Raw genomic sequence first — 19,423 nt, forward strand, 5'->3', positions numbered from 1 at the left:
GGCATGCTGATCGCCGGCCTGCCGCGGCCCAAGTCGGCCTGGGACTCCCTGGATCTGACGGCCTCGCCCGTCGAAGGACCGGTCGCCTTCGGCGACGATCTGCGGCCCTACAGTCTGCTCAGCGCCTATCGGCAGGGGCTGTACCCCTTTCCCGCCGACACCGTCGAGCACCGGCTCCTCAACGAGATGAGCTACGAGCCGGAGGTGGCGGCCGGCCGGGTGAAACTGCTCACCGGCTCGGAGGAGCCGTACGCGGTCGCCTGGTGCTCACCGGACCCGCGGCCGCTCATTCTCGTGGACCAGGCCCGCGTCCAGCGCAGCCTGCGCCGCCAACTGCGCGGCGCCGACTGGACGACCACGGTCGACGTCTGCTTCGAACGCGTCGCCGGCCTGTGCCGGGAGGGCCGTTCCGAACGCTGGCTGACCGACGAACTGCTCGCCGGCCTGTGCCGGCTGCACGAGTGCGGCTACGCCCACAGCGTGGAGGTGTGGGACGACGGCGAGCTCGTCGGAGGCACGTTCGGTGTGCGGATCGGCGCGGTCTTCAGCGCCGACTCGCAGTTCACCCTGCGCAGCGGGGCGGGCAAGGTCGCCGTCGCGGAGCTCACCCGCCGCTTCGCCGAGGCCGGCGGCGTCGCCGTCGACGTACAGCACGACGGTGATCACGCCAGGCTGCTCGGGGCGCGCCCCGTCTCCCGGGCGCGGTACCTCGAACTGCTCCGAACTCCCCACCGGGGCACGGCGCTTCCGACCGGCACACGGCCCGCCCGCCGGCTCGCCGGCTGAAGACGACGGACACCGACTGACACCGAAGACGACCCCCGCCACACACGTCAGGAGAGCTGCCATGTCCACCAGCGCTGTCGGCACCGAACTGCACGTCGCCAGTCTCGCCGAACGGCCCGATCTGGAGCCGGCGATGCTGACGATGGAGTCGTCCTGGCCCGCGTACATCCGGCCCGAACCGACGCTGGTCCACTGGGTGTTCGAGCGACACGCACAACACCAGCTCGTGGTGTTCGACGACGACAACACCGTCGTCGCCCGCGCGGCCAGTGTGCCCCTGGTCTGGGACGGCGCCCCGGACACACTGCCCGACACCGGCTGGGACGAGGCGCTGCGCCAGTGCATGACCGACACCTACTCGGGCCACCGGCTCAACGCACTGTGCGCCATGGAGATCGCCGTGGCGCCCGACCGCAAGGCGCAGCACCTGTCCGGACGGGCACTCGACGCCCTCAAGGACCACGGGCGGCGGATGGGCTACGGCGACATGGTGGCGCCGGTGCGGCCGAGTCTCAAGCACAGCCGTCCGCAGCTCTCCATGGACGAGTACGCGCGGCGCACACGCCCGGACGGGCTCCCCGAAGACCCCTGGCTGCGCGTGCACGTGCGCGCCGGCGGCGAGGTACTCAGGGTCTGCCCGGTGTCGATGACGATCTCCGGCAGTCTGGCGCAGTGGCGCGGATGGACCGGTCTGCCGTTCGACACCAGCGGACCCGTCGAAGTGGCCGGCGCTCTGAGCCCGGTCGTCGTGGACGTGGAGAACGACCACGCCGTCTACATCGAGCCCAACGTCTGGGTCCGCCATCGGCTCACCGACCCGGCCCGGCCCTCCTGAACACCACGGCACTTTCGAACATCTGTGATCCCGGACCGCCCGGTCCCTTTGACGATCGACCACGGAGGACGAATCCCGATGACTGCAGCTGCCAACAACCCCACCGAGAAGATGCGCCTGCGAGCCGCCCTGATCGAGCGGATCGGCGGTTACATGACCGCCCACTCCATCGGTGTCGCGGCCGAGCTGGGGATAGCCGACCTGATGAAGGACGAGACGCGGGGCAGCGACGAGATGGCGGCGGAGAGCGGGACGCACGAGCCGTCGCTGCGGCGCCTGCTGCGCACGCTGACGGCCGTAGGACTCGTCACGGAGCCCGAGCCGGGCCGCTTCGCGCTGACCGACGTCGGCGCCCAGCTGCGTTCCGACTCGCCCGACTCGCTGCGCGCCTTCTCCCGCATGTTCTGCCACCCCATCCTGCTCCGCGCCTGGCAGGGCCTCGGTCACTCGGTCACCACCGGGGAGCGCGCGTTCGACCACGTGTACGGGAAGGACTTCTACAGCTACGTGGCCGATCAGGGCGAGGCCAACAGGCTGTTCAACGAGGCGATGAGCGAGGAGTCCAGGATCGCGGCCGCGCAGCTCGCCGCCGGATACGACTTCTCGCACGCCAGGAAGGTGGTGGACCTCGGCGGCGGCGACGGCACGCTCCTGTCGGCCATCCTTCCCCACCACCCCCACCTGAAGGGGATCGTGTTCGACAGCGCCGCCGGCGTGGCCGAGGCGCCCGAGGTCCTGGAGAAGGCAGGCATCTCCGACCGCTGCGAGGCACGGGCGGGCGACTTCTTCCAGGACATCCCCTCGGACGGAGACCTCTACATCATCAAGAGCGTCTTCCAGGACTGGAGCGACGAGGACTCCCTGGCGCTGCTGCGCTCCTGCCGGTCGCAGATGGCCGACTCGGCCACGCTGCTGATCGTGGGCTCGGTCCTTCCCGAGACCGCGTCGACGGAACAGCCGATCATGTTCTTCACCGACCTCAACATGCTCGTCAACACGGGCGGACAGGAGCGGACCGAGAGCGAGTTCCGCGCCATGCTCGAGGAGACGGGCTTCACGGTGCGGTCCGTCCGACTCGGCGCCGCCGGACCGCTGTCCATCATCGAAGCCGTACCCGCGGCGAGTCGGTGACGGCGCCGGCCTTCGGTGCGGAGCTGTTCCTCGGACGGCTCCGCACCGACCTTCTCACCCTGCCCGCCGGCGACCCGAGGCTTCTCGGCGACGAGGAGACGCGATTCCTCACCTCACTGCGGGAGTTCTGCGAGAAGAGCATCGACGGCGAGCTCATCGAACGGGACGACCGCATCGCGGACGACGTGATCGAGGGGCTGAAGGACCTCGGCGCCTTCCGCATCAAGATCCCGCGGACGTACGGCGGGCTCGGCCTGTCCGGTCTGTGCTACCTCCGGGCGCTGATGATCGTCACCACCGTCCACTCCGCGCTCGGGGAGCTGCTGGCGGCACACCAGTCCATCGGACTGCCGCAACCCGTCACCCTCTTCGGGACCGAGGAGCAGAAGCGGGCGTTCCTGCCGCGCTGCGCGCGTGAGATCTCGGCGTTCGCGCTCACCGAACCGGACATCGGCAACGACCCGTACCGGATGCACACCACAGCGGTGCCCGACCGGGCGTCGGGCACGTACACGCTGAGCGGCGTGAAGCTGTGGGCCACCAACGGCGTCATCGCGGACCTGCTCATGGTGCCGGCCATGGTGCCCGCCTCGGACGCGGGCCCCGGCGGCATGACCGTGTTCGTGGTGGAAGCGGACTCTCCCGGCGTCACGGTCGAGCACCGCAGCTCCTTCCTCGGGCTGCGCGGCCTCGAGAACGGTGTCATCCGGCTGCACGACGTCGTCGTCCCGGCGGGCAACCGGATCGGCGACGAGGGCGCGGGCCTGGAGGTCGCCCTCGCGGCGCAGGACACCGGTCGGCTGTCGCTGCCCGCCGTCTGCGCCGCGGCGGCGAAGTGGAGCCTGAAGATCGCACGCGAATGGGCCGGCGCCCGGGTGCAGTGGGGGCGGCCGATCGGAGAACAGGAGGCGGTCGCGGGCAAGTTGGCCTTCATCGCGTCGACCGCGTTCGCTCTGGAGTCCATGGTCGAGGTCTCCGGCCGCCTGGCGGACCTGGGCAGCGCCGACACGCGGCTCGACGCCGAGCTGGCGAAGCTGTTCGCCTCGGAACAGGCATGGCTGGTCGCGGACGAGCTCGTACAGCTGCGGGGCGGCCGCGGATACGAGACGGCCCGGTCGGCGGCGGCCCGGGGCGAGCGCGGTGTCCCGGCGGAGCAACTGCTGCGCGACCTGAGGATCGGGCGGATCTTCGACGGCTCCACCGAGGCGTTGAGAACGTTCATCGCCGCGGCGGTCGTGGAACGCCGCCGCGGAGAGGCCGAGGGTCCGGCAACCGTCGAGGACATCGGCGAGGCGCCGGCCGACGACGGGGACTCCCTGGCCGGACACAGGCGCTTCGCCGCCCGCGCGGCGCGCCGACTGGCGCGGTCGATCGGCGAGTTGGCCGATCAGCCGGACAGCGAACTCGCTGCGCGCCAGCGCCACTTGGGCCGGATCGTGGACATAGGCGCGGAGCTGTACGCGATGTGCGCGAGCTGCGCCTACGCCGAAGCCCTCACCGGCCACGGCGACACTCCGGCGCAACTCGCCGACGCCTTCTGCCACCGGTCCCGGCAGCGGGTCACGGAGCTTTTCGAGCGACTGACCCACAACACCGACGCGGGCGATCGCGGGCTCGCCCGCCGGGTGCTCGACGCCCGGTTCACGTGGTTGGAGGACGGCGTCATCGACCCCTCCGTCGACGGCCCGTGGATCGCGGCACCGAAGCCGGGGCCGGCCACCGGACCGAATCTGCGCCGCATCGTGCCGGCAGGCGGACGCACTGGCTGAAGCCGACCAGGACAAGGAGCACACGATGGACGACGACCTCACCCACCTGATCGAGTCGGCGCGGCAGCAGGTGGCCGGACAGCCCGCGGCGAACCGCTTCCTGGAGCTGCTCGAAGCGGGCCGGCTGCCGAAGGAGACTCTCACGGTGCTGGCCGGTGAGCTGTACCGCCTCGTAGGCAGCGACCGGCGCAGCTTCGCCCTGCTCGCCTCCCGGTTCCCGTCACCTCCGGCAGGCGATCTCTTCCTCTCGATGGCGCAAGGAGAGGGGCAGGCCCTGAGCCTGCTGCTGGACTTCGCCGCCGCGCTCGGCATGGACGAGCAGCAGCTGGCCGCCCACGAGCCGGCGCCGCTCGCCCAGGCATACCCCGCCTTCCTGACACAGACAGCCCTCTTCGGCGCGCGCAGTGACATGGCCCTCGCGCTGCTCGCCAACGTGGAGGCGTCCGGACGCCAGTACGCGCGTACCGCCGATGCGTTGCGGTCCCGGTACGGATTCGGCGAGGAGGCGGTCGCGCATTTCCTCTTCTTCGCCGACACGCCGCGCGAACTCCTGGAACAGGCCGAGGCCACGCTGCAGGAAGGCATCTCCGCGGGCGACGACCCGGTCGAGGCCCTGCGGACCGCCCGGATGGTCCACGCCTACGAGACCGCGTTCTGGCGCTCCCTCACGCCGGACGCCGTCCACGGGTGAAGCACACCGCCGGACGGGCACGGCACCGCACCGAATTCCTGGAAACAGCTAGCTGCAAGGGGTACCCATGATTGCCTTCAGTACGGCCCCCACCACGGCCCTCGACAGCTCGGGCGGCCGGTGCATGTACGAACAGGTCGACCGGCTCCGTGAGATGGGGCCCGCCGTCCCCGTCCAGTTGCCCGAAGGCGTCGGCGCCTGGTCGGTCACGCGCGGCGATGTCGTCAGGCTGCTGCTGACGCACCCGGGCGTCTCAAGGAACCTCAAGAAGAACGTACCGAGCTACGAGCCGGGCTCGGTGCCCTGGCTGTCCCCGTGGGTGGACGTGGACTCCATGGCCACCGCGGAGGGAAAGGACCACGCGCGGCTGCGGAAACTGATCACGCCGGCCTTCACCCCTCGGCGCGTCCAGGCGATGCGACCGCAGGTCGAGGCCATTGTGAACCGGCTCCTGGACGAACTCGCGGCCCGGCCGGCCGACGAGGCCGTGGACCTGCACGCGGCCTTCTCCTACCGGGTGCCGACCGAGATGATCTGCGACCTGTTCGGCGTGCCCGCGGACCAGCGGGCCAAGGTGCTGCACCTCTTCGTGGCGGTCGGCGAAACCGACGTCACCGAGGAGGAGTCGCTCGCCATCAACAACGATCTGGTCTCGACGATGCGGACCCTCATCGACACCAAACGCCAGGACCCGGGGGAGGACCTCACCAGCTTCCTCCTCGCCGCCCGGGAGGAGGGCAACGACCCCCTCACGGAACACGAGTTGATCTCGACGCTGCTCCTCATGCTCGGCGGCGGCAGCACGACCACGATCAACCTGCTCGATCACACCGTGCGGGAACTGCTCGCCCACCCGGAGCAGCTCCGGACCCTGCGCGACGCGGAACCGGGCCGGTGGACCGACGCGATCGAGGAGTCGCTGCGTCTCCACTGCCCCGTCATGCACCTCCCGATGCGATGGGCCGTCGAGGACATCGACCTCGGGGAGGGCGTCGTCATCCGGGCCGGCGACGCGATACTGATCGCCTACGGAGCACACGGCCGCGACCCCGCCGTCCACGACAGGCCCGACGTCTTCGACATCGACCGGGCGGACAAGGACCACATCGCCTTCAGCCAGGGGGCCCACTTCTGCCCGGGCTCACATCTGGCCCGGCTCGAGGCCCTGGTGGCGCTGCCGGCTCTGTTCGACCGCTTCCCGCGGCTCCAACTCGCCATCAAGCCCGACGAGACGGAGCACGAACGCACCTTCATCGGCAACGGCCTCACCGCGCTGCCCGTCTTCCTGCGCCACTCGTAGCAACCGGCGCGCCCTGTGCCGGCCGCCGTTCGGACGACCGGCACAGGGCCACCGTCGAGCGCGTTCGGCCGACGGCCGCGCGTGTCCCGCGACCCTGGAGAATCGGATGCCTGACAGCTCCCCGCCCTTGCGGCCCGCGGTGACCGCCGCGGACCTGGACAGCATGGTGGACCGGACCCGCCGACTTCTGGACGAAGCACGGTACTTGAACCTCGCCACGGTCTCTCCGGACGGGCGTCCCTGGGTGGCGACGATGGAGTACGCCTGGCTCGGCGACCCGTTGCGTTTCCTGTTCGGCTCGGCGCGCGGATCCCGGCACAGCCGCGACATCGCCTCGTCGCCGCAGATCAGCGGCTCACTCTTCCTCGGCGCAGGTGCTGCCGGGCTGGACATCGCCGCTGTCGACGGCGCCCAGTTCACCGGGACCTGCGCGGAGGTGCCGGCCGGTGACCTGGGCCGGTATCACTCCGCCTTCTACGAGGCCGTGTTCCCGGACGCGGCGGAGCGTGCCCGGTGGGCGTTGCCGCCGACGTCACTGAGGGCGCCGGCCGATCACCGCCTCTACCTGATCGAGGTGGAGCGGTGGTGGCTGATCGACACACGGACCTGGGAGCACGACCGGATCGACCGACGCGTCGAGCTGCCGGTCGAGGAACTCCTCGCGTAGCGCTTCCGGCTCGGGAGCTTTGGGGCCGGTCCTCGACGGCAGCGGTGAGGCCGGTGGGAACCACGTTCCCACCGGCCTCCTGCCGCGTTCGGCTACGCCGCCGCCGGTCGCGGGCTCGGCGTGATGACGAAGGCCAGCAGAGCGGCCACGACAGCCACGACCGCGCCGGTCGCGAAGCCGCGGGAGAACCCCGCGGCGTCCGTTCCGGCGATACTGGCCGCCGCCATGCTGGACACGACCGCGGCGCCGAGTGAGGCCCCGAACTCGTGGAACGTGCTGACGATGCCGGAAGCCAGGCCGGCTTCATGGGGTTCGATCTGCCCCAGCGCCGTGGCGGAAGCCACCACGAACACCACTCCGGTTCCGGCCGCCGCGACGCCCACGCCGGCGACCATGGCCACCGTGCCGCTCCAGAGTGCGGGAACCGTCATCCCGACGGCCGCGACGAGGAGTCCGGCAACTCCCAGGACCCGCGGCCCCGTACGACCGATGATCTTGCCGGCCGCGCTGGCGCCCGCCATGGTCAGCAGCGCCACGGGAAGGAAGAGGACACCCGTCATGAGCGCGCCGTACTCGCGGTGGTCCTGCAGATAGAACGTGCCGAGGAAGAAGACCATGATCATCAGCGCTGTGGCCACGAGAATGAGCACGGTGCCCGCCGCGACCGGTCGCCGGGCCAGCAGCTTGACGTCCATGAGCGGGCTCGCCGCCAGGCGCTGGCGCACGACGAACGCCGCGTAGAGCACCACCGCCGCCAGGAACAGAGCGGCCGTCGTCAGCGTCGCCCACCCCTGGTCGCCGGCCCTGATGAGCGCGTACGTCAACGTGCCGGTCGCGGCCGTCACAAGCACGGCGCCCGGCACGTCGAGCCGGCCGTTCGTGCCGGAGCGCTGCTGCCGGGGAAGCTGCGTCCGGAGGGTCAGGAGCAGCACCACGCCGACGGGGACGTTGATGTAGAAGACCCACGGCCATCCCGGTCCCGCGGTGAGAAGTCCTCCGAGGAGAACGCCCAGGGCCGCGCCGCTGCCGCCCAGTGCGGACCAGATCCCGAGCGCCTTGTTCCGCTCGTCGCCCTCGAAGAGCGTGACGACCAGCGCGAGCGCCGACGGTGACAGCATCGCCGCCGCCAGCCCCTGCGTGACGCGACCGCCCAGCAGCATGGGACCGGAGGTCGCCAGTCCGGCGACCAGGGACGCGGCGGCGAACAGCGCCAGGCCCACCAGCAGGAGCCGTCGGGCGCCGAAGAGGTCGGCGGCGCGGCCGCCGAGGAGGAGCAGTCCGCCGAAGGCGAGGGTGTAACCGCTCACGACCCAGGTGAGCGTTTCCCGCTCGAGTGAAAGCTCCGCCCCCATGTGGGGCAGGGCGATCGCCACGACGGTGACATCGAGGATCAGCATCAACTGGGCGACGCCCACGAGCCCGAGGATCTTCCAGCGCCGTGGATCGGGGCTGTGCGTCTCTGGGGTGGCCGCAACGGATTCGGTCATGACTTTGGGCCCTTTCGGGTTAAGTCGAACACGGGTGTTCAATTTCCGTTGGGTACTGTAACTCATACAATGCTGTTCGAGTTCGAAGGTGGAGGTTGTATGTCACGTTCGGTGGCCAAGCCCGCACGGAGGTCCGATGCGCAGCAGAACGTGGAGAAGATCATCGACGCGGCAGTGGCCTGCCTGAGCCGGAACCCGGAAGCGAGCGTGAGCGAGATCGCTCAGGCGGCGGGAGTCGGCCGGGTCACCCTGTACGGCCACTTCCCCTCCCGGGACGTCCTGATCGAGACGGCGCTGACGGGACTGATCGGCCGGGGGGAGGAGGTCCTGGCGGAGCTGGATCTCGCAGGCGATCCCCGTGAAGCTCTGCGCAGCCTGATCGGATCGAGCTGGCTGCTGATCGCCCAGTCGAGCGCGCTCCTCGAAGCCGCGCAGGCGGCCCTGCCGCCGGGGCGGCTCCGCGAACTCCACGCCAAGCCGGAGCACCGCGTCGGCGACCTGATCGGACGGGGGCAGGCGGAGGGGGTCTTCCGCCAGGATCTCCCCGCCAGTTGGCTGGCCAGCGTCCTGCACCATGTCATCAAGGGGGCGGCGGAGGATGTGGCCAAGGGACGGCTGGACCGGGCGGATGCGCCACGCCTGATCACGGAAACGGTGCTGGCGGCATGCAGGCCGACCGGCTAGAGGATGGTCCCCCGGCATGGACCGTCCCTCCCGCGCCAGGTTGGGAGGGACGAGGGGCGGCCGGGCCGGGGACTGGTCGTGGTCAGGTTCGGCGACGGCGCCGGACCACCGTGTACGCGATGCCTGCGGTCGCGCCGACCGCCAGGCCGAGGCCGATGCCGATCTCCAGGTTGCCGGACTCCCGCGCCGCGCCGCCCGTTCCGCCCTCGGTGCCTCGGGTGGGCATCACGGTGGGACTCGCGGGTAGAGGCGCGCGGGTGGCGGAAATGAGGCCCCGCCTCGGCAGGACTTCGCACGCGATGCCGTCATCGGGCCCCGGATCCTCATCCAGCCGGTGCGGGTCGCTGCGATCGCGGTCGAACACCGCCTGGGCGTCTTCCTGGAAGCGGAAGTCACGGCAGTCGAGATCGGGCTGAGCATGGGCCGCGCCGGAGAGCGGAGCGATGAAGGCGAAAGCCAGAGCTATGCCGGCCACAGCGGTACGGCGATTCACTTGGACCTCCTCATGTGCCCCGAGACGGTCGGTTCGACCCTAGGAGCACGGCCCCCACGGGGCGTCGGCAGGTGGGCCGAACGGGTGTCACGCCGCCCCGACGGCGTAGCCGGAGGCATCGGCTCTGCGGTGACCGTGTGCACCCACATGGGTGCGCACCGGTTGCCGAACCGCGGCGGGCATGTGAACCGTCCGGCCAACGTGTTCCAGGCCGGCAGCCGCCCGGCCGGTGGGACGGTCACGATCACCGGAGCCCGCCCACGAGCGTCGATGCCAGTGGGTGCAACTACGTTGCCGACATGCAAAGTCGGATCGACAGGCGGCTCGGGGAGACGTGTCCGGGCCACGAGGTGAGCCTTGTCTTCGTCCGCGGGCTGAGCGCCGACGCAGCCGCCGAGCGGCTCGACGGGCTGCCGCGTCAGGTGCTGGAGTCGGGGTCGTCCGGCGGGCGGGCATGGGCGGTGCACGACAGTTTCTCTCCGGAGAGCGGGGACTTCGGGGAGGCGGACTGTCGGCCGCTGTGCGAGGGCGGGGTCGAGGCGGTGGCCCCGGCCGCGGCCCAGCCGTCGTAGTCGGCGCGGTTGCCCCGGATGTAGATCATCGCGTTCATCGAGCTGGTGCCGCCGAACATCTTGCCCCGGGGGACGTAGGTCCGGCGGCCGCCGAGCCCCGGCTCCGGGTCGGTGTCGAGGTCCCAGTCCAGGTCGCTCTTGAACAACTGGGGGAAGGCCGCCGGGACATGGATCTCCTGCGCCGTGTCGGGGCCGCCTGCCTCGATCAGGGCCACCCGGACGTCGGGATCCTCCGACAGCCGCGCCGCCAGCACGGAGCCCGCGGATCCGGCGCCGACGATGACGTAGCCGTACACGCTCATTCCATCCCCTGGGAGAGTGCAGAGAACATGGACAGTCAGCACTGGGACGACATGTACCGCAGCCGCGACCAGGTCCTCAGCGGCGCTCCCAACGGAGTGCTCGTCACCGAGGTCACCGACCTTGCGCCCGGGCGAGCCCTCGACGTGGGATGCGGTGAAGGCGCCGACGCGCACTGGCCGGCCCGGCACGGCTGGCAGGTCACCGCGGTCGACGTCTCACCGACCGCCCTCCGGTGCGCAGCCGCCGCGGCCCCGGACGTCGAGGACCGTGTGACGTGGACACACGCCGACCTGACCACCTCGCCGCCTCCGGCCGGCGCGTTCGACCTGGTGTCCGCGCAGTGCTTTCCGCTCGCGCGACAGCCGGACCGCACCGCGCTGCGCGGTCTGCTCGACGCCGTCGCCCCCGGCGGCACGCTGCTCGTCGTCGGCCATGACCTCGCGGACCTGTCCCCGGAACATGGGCACGGGTTCGACCCCGACGCCTACTGCGTGCCCGGCGGCATCGCCCGCCTTCTCGACCGTGACTGGACGGCCCTGGTCAACGAGATCCGCCCACGAACCGCGCCCGCGCCCGCCGGCACGCACCACACCCGCGACACGGTTCTGCGGGCGCGGCGGACGCCCGCGTCCTCGGCGGCCGGGGGGAAGGAAGGGCGGAGGTGACCCGACGGCGGTGGCCCGTCGGAGGCCGCCCCGCTGCGGCGATTGCCAAGCTACCCTGACGTCAGGGTAGGTTTGGGGTGGGTGGCGCGGACGACACGGCGCAGGCGGTTACTGTGGGCGGAAAGCTGATGCGGATCGGCGAGCTGTCCGAGCGCACGGGCTTCCGGCTCCATGCCGAGGCGGAGGTGCGCCGGCTCCCACCGGTGCGAAGGGTGCGGCCTCCTGACCAGGCGCGGGCGGGCCTTGCCGGGACCGGCCGCCCGACACGGCGGGCCCGGACAGGCCCCTGCCCGAGAGCGTTGAGCGTTGAGCAAGCGTACGAGGAATTGGTGACGAGGTTGCGGAAACACTGGGTGCGGGCCGACGAGCGCCGCGAGGACCTGCGGCGGGAGCCGGGGGCGGCCGGGGAGTGCGCCCGTTCCCCGTACGGGCGACCGGCCCGCCTCGTCGATGCCCCGACGGCCTCGAGGGCGGGACGCCGATGAGCGCCACCACCCAGGGGGCGGCTTCCGAGGCTGCCCGGCGGCGGACCTTCGCCGTGATCAGCCATCCGGACGCGGGCAAGTCCACCCTCACCGAGGCCCTGGCCCTGCACGCGCACGCGATCACCGAGGCCGGTGCCGTGCACGGGAAGTCGGGCCGGCGCGGTGTCGCGTCGGACTGGATGGAGATGGAGAAGGCGCGCGGGATCTCCGTCACCTCCGCGGTGCTGCAGTTCGCCCATCGCGGGTGTGTGCTGAACCTGCTCGACACCCCCGGGCACGCGGACTTCTCCGAGGACACCTACCGGGTGCTGGCGGCGGTGGACTGCGCGGTGATGCTGATCGACGCGGCCAAGGGCCTGGAGGAGCAGACCCGCAAGCTCTTCGACGTCTGCCGTCACCGCGGCATCCCTGTGATCACCTTCATCAACAAGTGGGACCGGCCCGGCCGTGAAGCGCTGGAGCTGCTGGACGAGATCGAGCGCGAGTTCCGGCTGCGGCCCACCCCGGTGACCTGGCCGGTCGGCGTCGCGGGTCACATGCGCGGCCTGATCGACGCACGCGAACCCGGGCGGATGCTGCGCTACACCCGGACGCCCGGCGGCGCCCGTGAGGCGATCGAGGAGACGGTCCCGGCGGAGGAGGCCGCCCTCGCGGAAGGCGCCGACTGGGAACAGGCCATGGAGGAGCTGGAACTTCTCCACGCGGACGAGGCCGGATTCGACCGCGAATCGTTCCTTGCGGGCACCTCCACCCCCGTGTTCTTCGGTGCGGCGATCTCGAACATCGGTGTCCGGCTGCTGCTGGACGCCGTCGTGGACCTCGCCCCGCCGCCCGGCCCGCGCCCGCTGGAAGGCGGCGGCAGCCGACCGCTCGACGCGCCGTTCTCCGGGCTCGTGTTCAAGGTGCAGGCCAACATGGACCCCTCGCACCGCGACCGGATCGCCTTCCTGCGAGTCTGCTCGGGCGTCTTCGAACGCGGCGCGACCGTGACCCGGGCCGCCTCCGGGAAACCGTTCGCGACCAAGTACGCGCACAGCGTCTTCGGCCAGGACCGCTCCATGGTCGACACCGCCTACCCCGGCGACGTGGTGGGTCTCGTCAACGCGGCCTCGCTGCGCGTGGGGGACACCCTGTACGCCGGGCCGCCCGCGCTCTTCCCGCCGATGCCGACCTTCGCGCCCGAGCACTTCGCGGTCGTGCGCCCCGAGGACATCGGCCGCTCGAAGCAGTTCCGGCGTGGCATCGCCCAGTTGGACGAGGAGGGTGTCGTCCAGGTCCTCGTGTCGGACGTGCGCGGCGACCAGGCTCCGGTCCTCGCGGCCGTCGGCCCCATGCAGTTCGACGTCGTGTCCGCCCGGATGGCAGGCGAGTTCTCCGCTCCCGTGCGGCTGGAGATGCTGCCCTACCATCTGGCGCGCGCCACCGACGCGGCCGGCGCCGCGGACCTGAACGGTTCGCGGCTGGTGAAGGGCGAGGCGCTGACCCGTGTCCGGGACAAGGCCGTGCTCGCCCTGTTCCCGGACCGCTGGCAGGCCAACTCCTTCGAGCGGGCCTTCCCCGACGCCCGCCTCGAACACCTCCTGGCCGCCCACGACTAGGCACTGCCCGGCCGATCGCAGCAGCACCGGTCTCCAGGTCTGCAAGGCGCACGTGCATGGCTCAGGCCGCAGCAGGCGTACGGGACAGGGCTGTGCGCAGCGCGAAGACACCGAGCAAGCCGCCTGCCGTGAACCGCTGAGCGGTCATCACGCGGGGCCGGGCAGCCAGAAACCCCGACACCCGTGCTGCTCCCAGCATGATCAGAGCATTCACGGAGATCCCCACGATGATCTGCACACCACCGAGCTGCAGCAGTTGCGCCCAGGCCGGACCCGCCTGCGGATCCATGAACTGGGGCAGAAGAGCGGCGTACATGAGAGCGATCTTGGGGTTGAGCAGGTTGGTCAGGAGCCCCATCGAGAACAGGCGCGCGTCGGAGACAGGAGGCAGGTCCCGGGACGGAGCGAAGGGCGAACGGCCACCGGGCTTGAGCATGTCCCAGGCCAGATAGGCCAGATAGGCGGCCCCGGCGAGCTTGACCACCGTGAAGGCGAGCGGCACGGCGGCGAACAACGCGGACAGGCCGGCGGCCGCGGCCAGCAGATAGCACAGGAATCCCACGGCGGTCCCGCTCAGGCTGACCAGGCCGGCCCTGCGGCCTTGGGTGATCGCGCGGGAGGCGAGGTGGATCATGTTCGGTCCCGGGGTCAGGGCCATGCCCAATTCGACCAGGGCCACGCCCCCCACTGCGGCCGGACTGATCACTGGTCAACTCCCGTTCGTCAGCCGGGCACCCGGTACCCGGCGCAGGCGACGCCCGCCGGCGACGGACGGCTGCGACGCATCGGCAGTGCCCGCGTCGCCTGCCTGAGAATACGGCCGGCCCGCGCGGCTCCGCCGAACGGGCGCACCGCAGACAGAGCGGCGGATGGGCGGCCCCGGCCACCGTCGGGTGGAGGATCTACCGGGGACCGCCGCGTCGGCAGGACGTGTCCAGTGATCGGCCGACGGCAGAGGACTCTGCATCAGTGTGAGAGTCCACCACTCAACTGGTGCGGACCGGAAGGAATTCACAAGTGGCCAACCCTCGCACTAGGTTAGAGATGCGTGGTCGGGAGTTTCCGCCGGAGACTCCGCCCCCGGGACCACCCCGGGCGGGGTGCCGCGGCGCTTCCGGGGCGGCCTCACCGCCGCCGCCCGCGGCTCCGGCGTCCTGCCCTGACACCGTTCCGGACTCGCGGGCCACGCGGTCCACGACGGGGGAGCGCGGCCGTGCGTCCTCTTCTCAGGGGCACAGCGCCGTGACACACGCAAGGAGACCCGCAATGCCGTCCCGTACGCCTCCTCCTACCTCTGGTGTCGAGAGCCGGGACAGCGACAGCGGCGCGGAGCGCCTGGTGTCCGCCGCCGTGCGCCTCGCCGAGGAACTGCCCGCCGGCCGACGCGTGCTGGGCGTCCTGCGGGGCTGGAGCCGCGGCGACCGTGAGCGGGCCCGGCTCCTGCGCGAGGGCCTCGCCCACCACGGTGTCCGGACCGTCGAACTCAGCGCCGTGCCGGATGCCGGGGAACGCCACCGCATACCGCAGAGCGGCCGGCGTCAGCGTCACCATCTCCTCGTACGCGCCGCCGGCCCGTACGACCAGGCGCTGCGGGCCGCGGCCCTGCAGAATCTGCCGCTGCTCACCGAGCGCCCGTCTCCCGAAGACGCCGGCGGAGGCGATGCGCCGACCCTCTACGGGGCCCAGCGGCACTCCGTCATAGGCATCCACCTGTCCGGCGACGTGCTCGACATCGCCGTGCGCCGGCTGACCATCACCTGCCTCCAGCCGCACCCCGGCAGCGCCTGCCTCCTGATCGACAACGAGAAGATCGCCACTCCCGCGGGCCTGCCGCTGCACATCGAGCTCACGGCGGACGGCGTCCTGCGGGTGCGCAGTGAGGCCATCGCCACCCGGCGCGTCCGCCGCATACGGTACGAACGCCCTTGGGGCACCTACCGATTGGACGTCGACGGCACACCGGCGCACGACGTACGCGCGCCCCTGCGTCTGGAGCCCCTGCCCGGCCGGCTGCACCTGCTCCACCCCTGAGCGGCTGACCGGGTCCAGATCAGCAGGTCAGGCCCGGCTCCGCAGCAGCTCCTGGATCTCCCGAGCGGCATCGCGGGCCGGGCGTCCGACGCCGATGAGGGTGGCGGAGGCGGGGCCGGTCCAGTCGCCGTAGCCGAGCAGGTGCAGCCTCGGTTCGGCGGTGGCGCGGGTGCCGGTGGTGGGGATGTGACCGCGCGGGCCGCGCAGGCCGAGGGGCGCGAGGTGGGAGAGGGCGGGCCGGAAGCCGGTGCACCAGACGACCGCGTCCGCCTCCGCGGTGGTCCCGTCGGCCCACTGAACGCCGCGGGCCGTGAGGCGCGCGAACATCGGGGACGCCTTCAGCAGGCCCGCGTCACGCGCCTCCCGTACGGGGGGTACGGCGACGATGTCCCCGAGCGACGCGACCCCGCCGGTGTCGGTGCGGCCTTGGTCGAGGGCGCGGCGGCGGGCGGTGGCCGCGTCGAAGAGGACGCGGCCGTCGATGTCGTCGGCGAGGAAGCGGGGCGGGCGGCGGGTGACCCAGGTGAGTTCGGTGGCGTACGCCAGGTCGGCGGCGATCTGGGCGCCCGAGTTGCCGCCACCGACGACGACGACGCGCTGCCCCGCGTGGTCGGCGGGCCCCCGGTGGTCGACGGTGTGCAGTTGCCGGCCGGTGAAGCGGTCGCGGCCGGGTACGGCGGGCACGAACGGCCGCCACCAGGTGCCGGTCGCGCTGACGACGGCCCGGGCACGCCATCCGCCCGAGTCGGTCTCGACGCGCAGGAACGCCCCGTCGTGGTGCACCGAGCGCACCCGGACCGGGCGCCGGACCGGCAGGTCGTAGCGCTGCTCGTAGTCGGTGAGGTAGTCGACGACGTGCCGCGCGTCCGGATACGTCGCGCCGGGCTGCGCGGGCATGAGGCGGCCGGGCAGCGAGGAGTACGCGGCGGGGGAGAAGAGGCGCAGCGAGTCCCAGGCGTGCTGCCAGGCCCCGCCGGGCGTGGACCGCGCGTCGAGGACGACGAGGTCCACGCCGAGACGGCGCAGGTGGTAACCGGCGGCGAGCCCGGACTGGCCGCCGCCGATCACCACCACGTCGGCGTGCCGGGTCACACGGCCGCCGTGAACTTCTTGCGCCAGGCCAGCGACACATAGACGAGCGCGACCAGGACGGGGACCTCGATGAGCGGGCCGACGACGCCGGACAGGGCCTGTCCGGACGTGACGCCGAAGGTGGCGATCGCGACCGCGATGGCGAGCTCGAAGTTGTTGCCGGCCGCGGTGAAAGCCAGCGTGGTCGTGCGCTCGTAGGTGAGGCCGATCAGCCTGCCGAGCAGGAAGGTGCCGAACCACATCACCGCGAAGTACACCAGCAGGGGCAGGGCGATGCGGGCGACGTCCAGCGGCTGGGAGGTGATCGTCTTCCCCTGGAGGGCGAAGAGGATGACGATCGTGAACAGCAGTCCGTACAGCGCCCAGGGGCCGATCTTCGGCAGGAAGCCGCTCTCGTAGGACTCGCGGCCGAGCTTCTGCTCGCCGATGCGGCGGGTCAGGAAGCCGGCCAGGAGTGGGACGCCGAGGAAGATGGCGACGTTGAGGGCGATCCGCCACATGGAGATGTCGAGGGTCTCGCCGTTGCCGAGGCCGAGCCAGCCGGGCAGCAGGTCGAGGTAGAACCAGCCCAGCACACCGAAGGCGATGACCTGGAAGACGGAGTTCAGCGCCACCAGGACGGCGGCCGCCTCACGGTCGCCGCAGGCCAGGTCGTTCCAGATGATGACCATGGCGATGCAGCGGGCGAGGCCGACGATGATCAGGCCGGTGCGGTACTCGGGCAGGTCCGGCAGGAACGCCCATGCCAGCGCGAACATGACGGCGGGGCCGAGGACCCAGTTGACGACGAGCGACGAGATCATCAGCCGGCGGTCGCCGGTGACGGCGTCGAGGCTGTCGTAGCGGACCTTCGCCAGGACCGGATACATCATGATCAGCAGGCCGACGGCGATCGGCAGCGAGATGCCGCCGATCTCGACCTTCGCGAGGGCGTCGTTCAGCCCCGGGATCAACCGGCCGAGACCGAGCCCCAGGCCCATGGCGAGCAGGATCCAGACGGCGAGAAAACGGTCGAGCGTCGAAAGCTTCGCGACGACCGAGGCTTCCTCGGTCGTCGCGGGCGCTTTGGTGCGGGTCACGGACATGCCCTCTTCGTGTCGGCGGCTCGGGTGGCACGGGCGGCACCGGCGAGCTCCGCGAAGGATCCCGCCACGGCCTCGATGACTTCCGGGCGCAGCTTGTAGTACGTGAAGCGGCCGCACGGCTCGGTCTCGACGACCCCGGCCTCGCGCAGCACTCTCAGGTGGTTGGAGAGGTTGGTCTGCCGTGCGCCCGTCTCTTCCACGAGATGGGTCGTGCAGAGCGTCTCCTTGGCGAGAAGGGTCACGATCCGGATCCTGAGCGGGTCGGCGAGCACCCGGATCAGTTCAGTGTCGACTGACGTCATCATGGGCTGATACTGTCACATCAGTGGCCGCTGAAGCCACCAGGTGCTGATGTCACCGGTGCCTGATGCCGATGTGAGACAAGAGAGATCTGGCTGATGTCCGAGAAGCCCTCTGTGCTGTTCGTCTGTGTCCACAACGCCGGCCGTTCGCAGATGGCCGCCGCGTGGCTCAGCCACCTGGCCGGCGACCGCGTCGAGGTCCGCTCGGCCGGCTCCGCACCGGCCGGCCAGGTCAACCCGGCGGCCGTGGAAGCGATGCGCGAGGTCGGCATCGACATCACCGCGGAGACGCCGAAGATCCTCACGGTCGACGCCGTCAAGGCGTCCGATGTCTGCATCACCATGGGCTGCGGCGACACCTGCCCGGTCTTCCCCGGCAAGCGCTACCTGGACTGGACGTTGGAGGACCCGGCCGGCCAGGGCGTCGAGGCCGTCCGTCCGATCCGCGACGAGATCAAGAAGCGCGTCGAGGGCCTGATCGCGGAGATCGCTCCGGAGCGGAGGGCCTGAGCGCGGGCGCGGCTTCCGGGCCCGGCCCGCCCCGGACGACGGGGCTACCTGCGGGTCCGTTTCCGTCGTCGTGTGCGAACACCCCGGGCGCCGTCGACCGCACCTACCGCCAGGCCCAGGCCGCACCGCCGCCTGACCTCCGGCGGCCCGACTCCATCCGCCGGCCGGCAGTGGCGGAAGAGGGCGTCCCGCACCCAGGACCGCTCCTGCCGCCGTCAGTTCCCCAGCCGGCGGCGCAGCGTCGCGGCGAAGTCCTCGGCCGCCAGCAGTTGTGCGCGCAGCGTCTCGCAGCGGGCGTCGGCGACCTTGCGGTAGGAGTCGAGGCGCTCGCGCAGCCGGGCCTTCTCGTCGGCGGGGACCTCCACGTCGGTGCCGGCGAGCCTGTCGGTGATCTCCAGCAGGTCCCGCATCTCCTCGAGCGAGAAGTCCAGCGGCTTCATACGGCGGATGACCATCAGGCGCTCGACGTCGGCCTCGGTGTAGAGACGGAAGCCGCCCTTGCTCCGGGCGGAAGGCGCGACGAGGCCCACTTCCTCGTAGTGACGGATGGTGCGCAGCGACAAACCGGTCCGCTCGGCGACCTCGCCGATCTGCATCTGCCGCTCTGTCATCGTCACGCCTTCTCCTTCTGCGTTTCCCGGAAATTCGAACGAGTGAAGTCCCCCGGCGCACGTGTCTGGGATCACATGATCCGAGCTCGTGTTTACCTGCATTTCATAAGCCGCAAGTCGCACTCTGCCCTCACGTCAGGGTACAGTGTTGGTCGAGGCCGCCCGTGCTGCGCAAGCGCGGAAGGGGCGTCTCAGCCGGAGCCGGGCCCTGATCGGGCCCACCGGCACCCGAAGACTTCCGGGCAATGATGCCCGATCGGCAGCCGCTTCGGCTGTCACTCGCACCGGCAGGGCCCCCGTCGAGGCCGGGCCGCCGGGATTTCGCC

General features: G+C 71.3%; 19 protein-coding genes and 1 pseudogene. 12 read left to right on the forward strand and 8 right to left on the reverse strand.

Translation table 11 applies throughout. The annotated features are described in order from the left end of the window. Window positions 1–3: 3 nt before the first annotated feature. The 7 genes from ACFYOP_RS24640 (at window position 4) to ACFYOP_RS24670 (ending at window position 7,179) form a co-directional block, all read left to right on the forward strand. On the forward strand, window positions 4–786 hold the full coding sequence (locus tag ACFYOP_RS24640; RefSeq protein ID WP_356893627.1) for a leucyl/phenylalanyl-tRNA--protein transferase: 783 nt from the start codon (window positions 4–6) through the stop codon (window positions 784–786). A 61-nt stretch (window positions 787–847) separates the two neighbouring features. After that, window positions 848–1,621: an N-acetyltransferase gene (locus tag ACFYOP_RS24645; RefSeq protein ID WP_356893625.1), complete on the forward strand. Its 774-nt coding sequence runs from the start codon at window positions 848–850 to the stop codon at window positions 1,619–1,621. 78 nt (window positions 1,622–1,699) lie between these two features. Beyond that, entirely contained in the window at window positions 1,700–2,752 is a 1,053-nt protein-coding gene (locus ACFYOP_RS24650; protein WP_356893623.1) for a methyltransferase, read from the forward strand. Then, window positions 2,749–4,521 carry an acyl-CoA dehydrogenase family protein gene (locus tag ACFYOP_RS24655; RefSeq protein ID WP_356893621.1) on the forward strand — a complete coding sequence of 591 codons (1,773 nt, stop codon included), beginning with the start codon at window positions 2,749–2,751 and terminating at the stop codon, window positions 4,519–4,521. The genes ACFYOP_RS24650 and ACFYOP_RS24655 overlap by 4 nt, the downstream gene beginning before the upstream one ends. 25 nt (window positions 4,522–4,546) lie before the next feature. Beyond that, on the forward strand, window positions 4,547–5,212 hold the full coding sequence (locus tag ACFYOP_RS24660) for a transcriptional regulator (protein WP_356893619.1): 666 nt from the start codon (window positions 4,547–4,549) through the stop codon (window positions 5,210–5,212). Window positions 5,213–5,279: 67 nt separating this feature from the next. Beyond that, on the forward strand, window positions 5,280–6,512 hold the full coding sequence (locus ACFYOP_RS24665; protein WP_356893617.1) for a cytochrome P450: 1,233 nt from the start codon (window positions 5,280–5,282) through the stop codon (window positions 6,510–6,512). A 106-nt stretch (window positions 6,513–6,618) separates the two neighbouring features. Further along, on the forward strand, window positions 6,619–7,179 hold the full coding sequence (locus tag ACFYOP_RS24670) for a pyridoxamine 5'-phosphate oxidase family protein (RefSeq protein ID WP_356893615.1): 561 nt from the start codon (window positions 6,619–6,621) through the stop codon (window positions 7,177–7,179). A 92-nt stretch (window positions 7,180–7,271) separates the two neighbouring features. Here ACFYOP_RS24670 and ACFYOP_RS24675 read toward each other — a convergent pair whose 3' ends face one another. Then, window positions 7,272–8,666 (reverse strand): MFS transporter, encoded by a 1,395-nt coding sequence (locus tag ACFYOP_RS24675; protein WP_356893613.1) that lies wholly within the window; start codon window positions 8,664–8,666, stop codon window positions 7,272–7,274. A 99-nt stretch (window positions 8,667–8,765) separates the two neighbouring features. Here ACFYOP_RS24675 and ACFYOP_RS24680 point away from each other — a divergent pair, with 99 nt between their 5' ends. Further along, window positions 8,766–9,350 (forward strand): TetR/AcrR family transcriptional regulator, encoded by a 585-nt coding sequence (locus tag ACFYOP_RS24680; protein ID WP_356893611.1) that lies wholly within the window; start codon window positions 8,766–8,768, stop codon window positions 9,348–9,350. Between the two features lie 82 nt (window positions 9,351–9,432). Here ACFYOP_RS24680 and ACFYOP_RS24685 read toward each other — a convergent pair whose 3' ends face one another. Then, on the reverse strand, window positions 9,433–9,843 hold the full coding sequence (locus ACFYOP_RS24685) for an excalibur calcium-binding protein (protein ID WP_356893609.1): 411 nt from the start codon (window positions 9,841–9,843) through the stop codon (window positions 9,433–9,435). A gap of 544 nt (window positions 9,844–10,387) precedes the next feature. Beyond that, window positions 10,388–10,717: pseudogene (locus tag ACFYOP_RS24690) on the reverse strand (GMC family oxidoreductase N-terminal domain-containing protein); the annotation flags it as partial. A 27-nt stretch (window positions 10,718–10,744) separates the two neighbouring features. Here ACFYOP_RS24690 and ACFYOP_RS24695 point away from each other — a divergent pair. Beyond that, entirely contained in the window at window positions 10,745–11,383 is a 639-nt protein-coding gene (locus ACFYOP_RS24695; RefSeq protein ID WP_356893607.1) for a class I SAM-dependent methyltransferase, read from the forward strand. 481 nt (window positions 11,384–11,864) lie between these two features. Further along, window positions 11,865–13,466, forward strand: a complete 1,602-nt coding sequence (locus ACFYOP_RS24700; protein ID WP_356893605.1) for a peptide chain release factor 3 — start codon at window positions 11,865–11,867, stop codon at window positions 13,464–13,466. A gap of 61 nt (window positions 13,467–13,527) precedes the next feature. Here the strand turns inward: ACFYOP_RS24700 and ACFYOP_RS24705 are convergent, their stop codons facing one another. After that, entirely contained in the window at window positions 13,528–14,172 is a 645-nt protein-coding gene (locus tag ACFYOP_RS24705; protein WP_356893603.1) for a LysE family translocator, read from the reverse strand. Between the two features lie 560 nt (window positions 14,173–14,732). Between ACFYOP_RS24705 and ACFYOP_RS24710 the strand changes: the two genes are divergently transcribed. Continuing rightward, window positions 14,733–15,497: a hypothetical protein gene (locus ACFYOP_RS24710; protein WP_356893601.1), complete on the forward strand. Its 765-nt coding sequence runs from the start codon at window positions 14,733–14,735 to the stop codon at window positions 15,495–15,497. Between the two features lie 27 nt (window positions 15,498–15,524). On the opposite strand, the gene ACFYOP_RS24715 is transcribed toward ACFYOP_RS24710, so the two are convergent. Genes ACFYOP_RS24715 through ACFYOP_RS24725 form a run of 3 tightly spaced genes read right to left on the reverse strand, consistent with a single transcriptional unit; the run spans window position 15,525 to window position 17,979 of the window. Beyond that, complete coding sequence (locus ACFYOP_RS24715) at window positions 15,525–16,589, reverse strand: ArsO family NAD(P)H-dependent flavin-containing monooxygenase (RefSeq protein ID WP_356893599.1); 1,065 nt, start codon at window positions 16,587–16,589, stop codon at window positions 15,525–15,527. Further along, complete coding sequence (gene arsB, locus ACFYOP_RS24720) at window positions 16,586–17,668, reverse strand: ACR3 family arsenite efflux transporter (RefSeq protein ID WP_356893597.1); 1,083 nt, start codon at window positions 17,666–17,668, stop codon at window positions 16,586–16,588. Before arsB ends, ACFYOP_RS24715 begins: the two co-directional genes overlap by 4 nt. Continuing rightward, window positions 17,665–17,979 carry a metalloregulator ArsR/SmtB family transcription factor gene (locus ACFYOP_RS24725; RefSeq protein WP_356893595.1) on the reverse strand — a complete coding sequence of 105 codons (315 nt, stop codon included), beginning with the start codon at window positions 17,977–17,979 and terminating at the stop codon, window positions 17,665–17,667. Before ACFYOP_RS24725 ends, arsB begins: the two co-directional genes overlap by 4 nt. 93 nt (window positions 17,980–18,072) lie before the next feature. Between ACFYOP_RS24725 and ACFYOP_RS24730 the strand changes: the two genes are divergently transcribed. Beyond that, window positions 18,073–18,486 carry an arsenate reductase ArsC gene (locus ACFYOP_RS24730; RefSeq protein ID WP_356893593.1) on the forward strand — a complete coding sequence of 138 codons (414 nt, stop codon included), beginning with the start codon at window positions 18,073–18,075 and terminating at the stop codon, window positions 18,484–18,486. A 215-nt stretch (window positions 18,487–18,701) separates the two neighbouring features. Here the strand turns inward: ACFYOP_RS24730 and ACFYOP_RS24735 are convergent, their stop codons facing one another. Beyond that, a complete protein-coding gene (locus ACFYOP_RS24735; RefSeq protein WP_356893745.1) occupies window positions 18,702–19,097 on the reverse strand; it encodes a MerR family transcriptional regulator in 396 nt (131 codons plus the stop codon). Between the last annotated feature and the right edge of the window lie 326 nt (window positions 19,098–19,423).

Origin of the sequence: Streptomyces sp. NPDC006294 (assembly GCF_042870895.1) — a bacterium.
GTDB lineage: Bacteria > Actinomycetota > Actinomycetes > Streptomycetales > Streptomycetaceae > Streptomyces.